At 31.6% G+C, this 6,382-nt stretch carries 6 protein-coding genes; 2 read left to right on the forward strand and 4 right to left on the reverse strand.

What is annotated here, in order from left to right; translation table 11 throughout:
- Position 1 precedes the first annotated feature (1 nt).
- The 4 genes from CZ490_RS15215 to CZ490_RS15230 form a co-directional block, all read right to left on the reverse strand.
- On the reverse strand, positions 2-973 hold the full coding sequence (locus CZ490_RS15215) for a pyridoxal phosphate-dependent aminotransferase (protein WP_159439964.1): 972 nt from the start codon (positions 971-973) through the stop codon (positions 2-4).
- Between the two features lie 104 nt (positions 974-1,077).
- Positions 1,078-2,544 (reverse strand): CDP-glycerol glycerophosphotransferase family protein, encoded by a 1,467-nt coding sequence (locus tag CZ490_RS15220; RefSeq protein WP_077619689.1) that lies wholly within the window; start codon positions 2,542-2,544, stop codon positions 1,078-1,080.
- A 32-nt stretch (positions 2,545-2,576) separates the two neighbouring features.
- A complete protein-coding gene (locus CZ490_RS15225) occupies positions 2,577-4,229 on the reverse strand; it encodes a tetratricopeptide repeat-containing glycosyltransferase family 2 protein (protein WP_077619690.1) in 1,653 nt (550 codons plus the stop codon).
- Positions 4,230-4,337: 108 nt separating this feature from the next.
- The gene (locus CZ490_RS15230; protein ID WP_077619691.1) at positions 4,338-5,180 is read right to left on the reverse strand and encodes a flagellin N-terminal helical domain-containing protein; all 843 of its coding nucleotides are present in this window, start codon (positions 5,178-5,180) and stop codon (positions 4,338-4,340) included.
- A 265-nt stretch (positions 5,181-5,445) separates the two neighbouring features.
- Between CZ490_RS15230 and CZ490_RS15235 the strand changes: the two genes are divergently transcribed.
- Together CZ490_RS15235 and CZ490_RS23110 are read left to right on the forward strand one after the other, a co-directional pair.
- A complete protein-coding gene (locus CZ490_RS15235) occupies positions 5,446-6,150 on the forward strand; it encodes a helix-turn-helix domain-containing protein (protein WP_077619692.1) in 705 nt (234 codons plus the stop codon).
- 66 nt (positions 6,151-6,216) lie between these two features.
- On the forward strand, positions 6,217-6,382 hold a 166-nt coding region (locus CZ490_RS23110; RefSeq protein WP_407639813.1), incomplete at its 3' end, for an IS3 family transposase.

Below are 6,382 nucleotides of genomic sequence, written 5' to 3' on the forward strand. Positions count from 1 at the left end.
TTTACTCATCTGCCTTTTCAAACACTTTCCAGAAAGTGCTCATTATATCCCGGCTTCCTGTTGTTACTCTTATCCAATTAGATAAAACAGGGTGATTATACGTTTTAATTAAAATATTTTCAGCCTTCAATTTTTCATAAACCTGTATAGGGTTATTTTTAGTTTTAATTAATACATAATTACCATTGTTATAATGATACGTGTAATTATTTTCATTAAGTTTATCTAACAAAAATCCTCTTCCGTGTTTCTCTTTATATACAAGTTCTTCAATTATATTGCTGTTTTCTATGAGCTTTTCAGCAAATTTAATGGCAAACGAATTTACTGGATAGGTTGACCTTCCCTTTTTTAACATACTTATTATTTCAGGATTTGAAACAACATATCCAATTCTAGTTCCTGCAATGGAAAGTAATTTAGAAAATGTACGCATTACTATTACATGATCGTATCCTTCGATAAGTGGTAAAAATGTTGAAGGTAAAAAATAATGGTATGCTTCATCAATAACTACAATAGCATTATTTTCTTTTGCTTTTTCGAGGATTGATTTAACTTCATTTTCTTCCCAGGGTCTTCCAATTGGGCTATTAGGATTAAATACAACAACAATACCTGTATTTTCATCAATAGCACTTAAGAATGCACTCAAATTGACCTCAAATTCTCCATTGTAATTCACAGCTGAATGAACCATACCATACATTTGAGTATAGACAGAATACATTTCGAAACTCGGGTATACCGATACTACTTTTTTTCCAGGTTCCCCAAAAACCTCAAATAATAATCTAATTGCATCATCGGAACCATTCGTTATCCATAATTGATTAGGATCACACTCTATATATTTAGATAATTTATTAATCACAGGGAGGAATTCAGGATACATCGCTATATATTCTGGTGTGATACTATTCATTACCTCTGTAAAAAAATCAAGGGGCAAACCTTCAGGATTTTCATTCATATCTAAACGAATGTAGTTCTTTCGACTTTCACTATACGAGTGTCTATATAAATTCTTAATATTCGGGTTAATGTAGTACATGTTAGCGACACCTTTCTCGGTTTTTAAAAAAGATTTGCCAACAATTCATTCTTGATTTTTTGATGGATCATTAGTCCACATGAACCATCTGAATTGCTAACGCTATTCTTAAATCTATTAATACGTTCACTTCTTTTTGAATCTTCTCCAGATTTCACCATTTCAATAAATTGATATAGAGAAGTATCTTTATTTAAATAACAGCCTAAGTAATCAGACAAATAATAACGGTCTTCTCGAACCATATCGTCATTTAAATAGGCTAGAACTGGTTTCCCAGTTAAAATGTATTGAAGCATTACTGAACTATAATCACTAATTAAGCCATCGGATTTTAAAACTGCAGGATAGATATCCTCACTTTGATCTATAATAATGTTCGAAGCCTTTTTGGCTTTCTCTTCTATTTCTTTGTATTTTTTTAATAAATGAGATCGCATAGTTTTAAAAGTTCTTTCAGTAAGCGGATGTGGCCGCCAAATAAAAGTACATTCCGTCTTATTAGTAAAATAGTTAAGATTTTCTTCTAAGTTGTCAATCCATGTATTAATAGAAAGTAAGTCAAAAATACCTGTGCTATATAGAATAACCTTACTATTTTTCGGAATTTTTCTTAACAAATACGGAATATCGACCTTATTAGGTTCGCTCAAAATATTGAGCATAGCATCTAATTTAGGCGATCCTAAATTTAACAGTTTATCGGTGTTCATCCCACTCACAATATAAGAGTCTTTAGAGGCTTGAGATTGGACAACCAATTTGGTTGCATTATGCAAAGGTGGCAAAATATTGAATTCCTTCGTTTCTGCACTCCCAGCTAAATAATACGGTACATATACTAACATATCGGTATACTGTGCCAGGTTACTTGAAAAATACCGTGGGTTAACCATGGTAAGGGTGTTATATTCGTCAAATGGATTATGAATATAAATAATATCAGGTTGTCTCTTTTCAATATCATACATTTCAAATAGCGTTATATTGACATCATCAGGAAATTGGTTTCCTTCATAACAAAATTTCACAATTTCTCCTGATGAATTTTTTTCATAATACGGAATCGGAACAACAAAGCAAGTACAATTTGGATCTTTTTCTGCTTCTCTATATATACTTTCCAAAGAATCCCACATTGATGCCTTATAAGGCAGAAATGCAATTTCTAAATCAGTTTTTATTTCATCTCTTATCAAATCTCTAACATCAACTAGTAAAACCTTTGTTTCAAATATAGTTGATTGAAATAACACACTGTCTTCCACTTTTAGAGTCAACGCATAGAGGATATCCTTTAATTTTAGAATAAGTCTATATACTTTCTTCTCTTCATTTAACAATGTGGCCATAAACATTAAGCATTCTACACAATCATTGAGCATCTTAACTGCATTTAAATGATTGTTTTTATATCTATCCGCATAATTCACACCATCTTCTAGCGTTTTCAAAAGGTCTAAAATTTGTTTTTTTTGCTTTAACTTCATAATATTTTGAGCTCCATTTTTTTAGATACTATTCAAATAATCTTTCCGCTTCTGATTTTATTTAATTTATTCCTATTTTCTCTACTCAAATAAGGTACTTTTGTTTCTAATTGCTCAATTACTAAAGAAGCACCTAATATATAAGACTGCTTATAAATTAATAAAAACAGCTCTTGTTCAAAAACAGACAAATTGCTTTTCTTTTCTTCCAATAAAAGTAAAAGCAGATTGTTAATTGGCTTATTAAATTTTATACTATGAATAATTTTTTTGTAACCCTCATTATTTGTTTTTAAAATTAGTATAATGAAATCAATTATATTAAATATCCCAGTAGACAATAAAGTGAATATTTCACTTTCCGACTTTTGATTTATTATTGTTAAAATTTCATCTGTGTCCCCATCTAAGAGTAGATTTCTTAAAAAGAGCCCTTCATTTTCAAGTTCTGTCAGATTTTCATCCTCTAGTAATGACCTTGTTAACTTTTGGACATCAAGATTTGGAACACTTAATAAAATACTAATAACTCTTTTTACGGTTATATTCGACTTATTAAGTAAATTATTATTTAAAAACTCGCTTAGTTCTTCTAATGTAGAGTGTTTAGAAAGTAAACCAATTAATCTTATCCAGATATAGTCATCCGTATCGTTAATAGATAATGCCTTACTATAACTTTTAACTGCTAGGTGTAATCTATTCTCATTTTCATATATTTCGCCAAGATACTTATTAGGTAAAAACTCTAAAAAGTCAGGACTAGAGTCAGCTATCAAATGGTGTTTCTCAGCTAAAATTTTTTCAAATACTTCTCCTGACTTTCTAAATTGTTCATTATCGAAGTAAATTTTCCCTCTATAAAATTTAAAATCTACAAGACCTGGATAAATATTCTCGCACGAATCAATAATTTCTAATGCCTCATTATCTCTTTTTGCCCTATGAAGAGTATTAACAAATCTTAATAATAGTTTTTTCACCCAGTCCCTATTGATATCATCTTTTAATTTATAAGCTTTCTGATAACACTTAATGGCCTTGTCCAATTCATCCAATTGATCATACTCATTCCCCATAAAGTAGTAATCAATTGGTTCTTTTACTTTATTATTAATTAATAACTTTAGGTTTCGTTTTGATTTTTCCTTTTCATTCACAACATTTTTCATATAGCCTGAATGATATATTTGAAATTTAGAATAGCCTTTACTTTCCTTAGAATCTCTGTGTTTAAGTAACTCATGAATATTTCTATAGTAGCTTATCTTTCCATCATTTATATAAAGTCTTTCATGGAAATTCAACGCAGTGTCTTTACCATTTTGACCAACAAAATTCACAATTTGAACTGCTAAAATATTAAAATCTGGCGGATTAAGTTTTAAATCATCTTTAAACGCCATAAAGTTTTCACGGTCTACAAATTCATCCGCATCGATAACAAGAATCCAATCTCCAGAAGCTTTGGATGCCGCAAAATTTCTTGCTTTTGAAAAATCACCTTCCCATTTATAGTCAAAGACCATATCTGTGTATTTAGCTGCTATTTCTTTACTTTTATCTATCGAACCTGTATCTGCAATAATTATTTCGTCTGCTATTCCACAAATTGATTCAAGACATCTTTTTAATACCTTTTCTTCATCTTTAACTATCATACAGATTGATAAGAATGGTTTCATATGTCAACACTCCTAGGTTGTGTACTTATTTAAAAAAAGGTCGTATACAATTTGCTGTACGACCCTTTTTTAAATAACCTATCTCCAATAAAGAGATAGGTTTTAATCTTATCGTAATAACTGTAAAACACCTTGTGGTTGCTGGTTTGCTTGAGCTAACATAGCTTGAGAGGCCTGAGCAAGAATTGAATTTTTTGTTTGCTCCATCATCTCTTTTGCCATATCGACGTCTCTGATACGAGATTCAGCGGCAGTTAGGTTTTCAGAAGCGTTATCAAGATTTGAGATAGTATGCTCTAATCGATTTTGCATAGCACCTAAGTATGAACGTCCTGAAGAAACAGTTTCTATTAGTGAATTAATACTATCAATTGCTGCTGCAGCACTTCCCTGAGAACCAATTGAAGCAGCACTTGCAGTAGTAATAATAGAAGCTAAATCCACACCAGATGTTGTAAGGTCAAGTGTAATTGTATCATTCATATTTGCTCCAACTTGTAATACTAATTGACCACTTGAATTTGCACTACCTGCTGAACCCTTAAATAAATCTTGCGTGTTAAACGTAGACTTTTCCTTAATTCTATCAAGTTCCTCAGTTAATTGTCCAAATTCATCATTAAGTGCTGTTCTATCAGCCTCAACATTAGTATCGTTAGAAGATTGAACTGCTAATTCTCTCATACGCTGTAGAATTGAATGAACTTCGTTTAATCCACCTTCTGCAGTTTGGATTAAAGAAATTCCATCCTGTGCATTTTTAGAAGCCATATCCAATCCGCGAATTTGTCCACGCATTTTTTCAGATATTGCTAAACCTGCTGCATCGTCACCAGCTTTATTAATACGAAGACCTGAAGATAATTTCTCCATTGAAGATTGTTGTGCATTGTTTGCATTTCCTAACTGACGATATGTGTTCAGAGCTGCAATATTATGATTAATTCTCATTTCTTTTTTCCTCCTTGAATGTTTGTAATTCCACGTCCTTGTGGAATTTAATGATTAACAAACGGTACGAAAGTCGGCCGCCTTTTGTACTTATTTGTTTTACATATTTAATATCGACAAGTTTTTTAATTGTTTAATAGATATTTAGATATTTTTCTACAAATTTATTGGAAATTAAAAATACCCTGATAACCTTTAGTGATATGCTCCCCTTTAGGTAGGCAGATTAAAAAATATAAATCTGGCTACTAAGGGGAGTATTTTTATGTCTAGAAGAGCTTTCACTGTAGAGTATAAGTACGAGATCATTAAAGCATGGGAGGATGGCACATATTCATTAAATGAGCTTGCTAAGAAGTATAAGGTGAGTATATCTTCTATTCTTGATTGGAAATATAAATACGATATAGATGGAACAGAAGGTCTTAAAAAGTCCTCTACCTGGAAAACATACACTAATGAACTTAAACTAAACGCTGTAAATGATTATCTTTCAGGTAATTATTCTTTACGTGAGGTTACTAGAAAGTATGGTTTATCAGATAAATCTGTCCTCAGGAAATGGATTAACAAGTATAATAGTCATAGAGATTTAAAGGATACGTCGAAGGGGAGGACGAACTCTATGACTAAGGGCAGAAAAACTACTGTGGATGAACGGATTCAAATCGTACTTGATTGCTTGGGGAACGGAAAAGACTTTCGAAGAACAGCCGAGACCTTCAAGGTCTCATATCAACAAGTATACCAATGGGTTAAGAAGTACGAAATTATTGGGGATGAAGCACTTAAAGATGGGCGTGGAAGGAAAAAGGAAGCAGCTGAATTAACACCAGAAGATAATTTCAAACTTCAGTTGAAAAAATTAGAAAGCGAAATCCGATTTGAAGATACATATTTAGCAATTCAAGAACTTCATGAGAAAGAAGATTTTAGTATTATCATGCTTTGTAAAATCGCTCGTATATAACGAGCAGCTTACTATAAATGGTTAAAGCGTACACCTTCCGCAAGAGAACTTCAGAATGAAGTAATTATTAAAGAGATGAAAGCTATCCATGAAAAAGTGGAAGGCATCTATGGTTATCGTAGAATGATGATGACCATAAATAGAAAACTAGATGAACGATTCAACCACAAACGCTTTTACAGACTAATGAAACTGGCTGGAATAAAGTCTGTAATTCGAATAAAAAGGAAGC

The organism is Litchfieldia sinesaloumensis, assembly GCF_900156865.1.
GTDB classification, from domain to species: Bacteria; Bacillota; Bacilli; order Bacillales; family Bacillaceae_L; genus Ferdinandcohnia; species Ferdinandcohnia sinesaloumensis.

Excerpts from the sequence above, each read along its gene's own strand:
- CZ490_RS15215 (WP_159439964.1), bottom strand. The coding sequence starts at position 973 with ATGAATGAAAATCCTGAAGGTTTGCCCCTTGATTTTTTTACAGAGGTA.
- CZ490_RS15220 (WP_077619689.1), bottom strand. The coding sequence starts at position 2,544 with ATGAAGTTAAAGCAAAAAAAACAAATTTTAGACCTTTTGAAAACGCTA.
- CZ490_RS15225 (WP_077619690.1), bottom strand. The coding sequence starts at position 4,229 with ATGAAACCATTCTTATCAATCTGTATGATAGTTAAAGATGAAGAAAAG.
- CZ490_RS15230 (WP_077619691.1), bottom strand. The coding sequence starts at position 5,180 with ATGAGAATTAATCATAATATTGCAGCTCTGAACACATATCGTCAGTTA.
- CZ490_RS15235 (WP_077619692.1), top strand. The coding sequence starts at position 5,446 with ATGTCTAGAAGAGCTTTCACTGTAGAGTATAAGTACGAGATCATTAAA.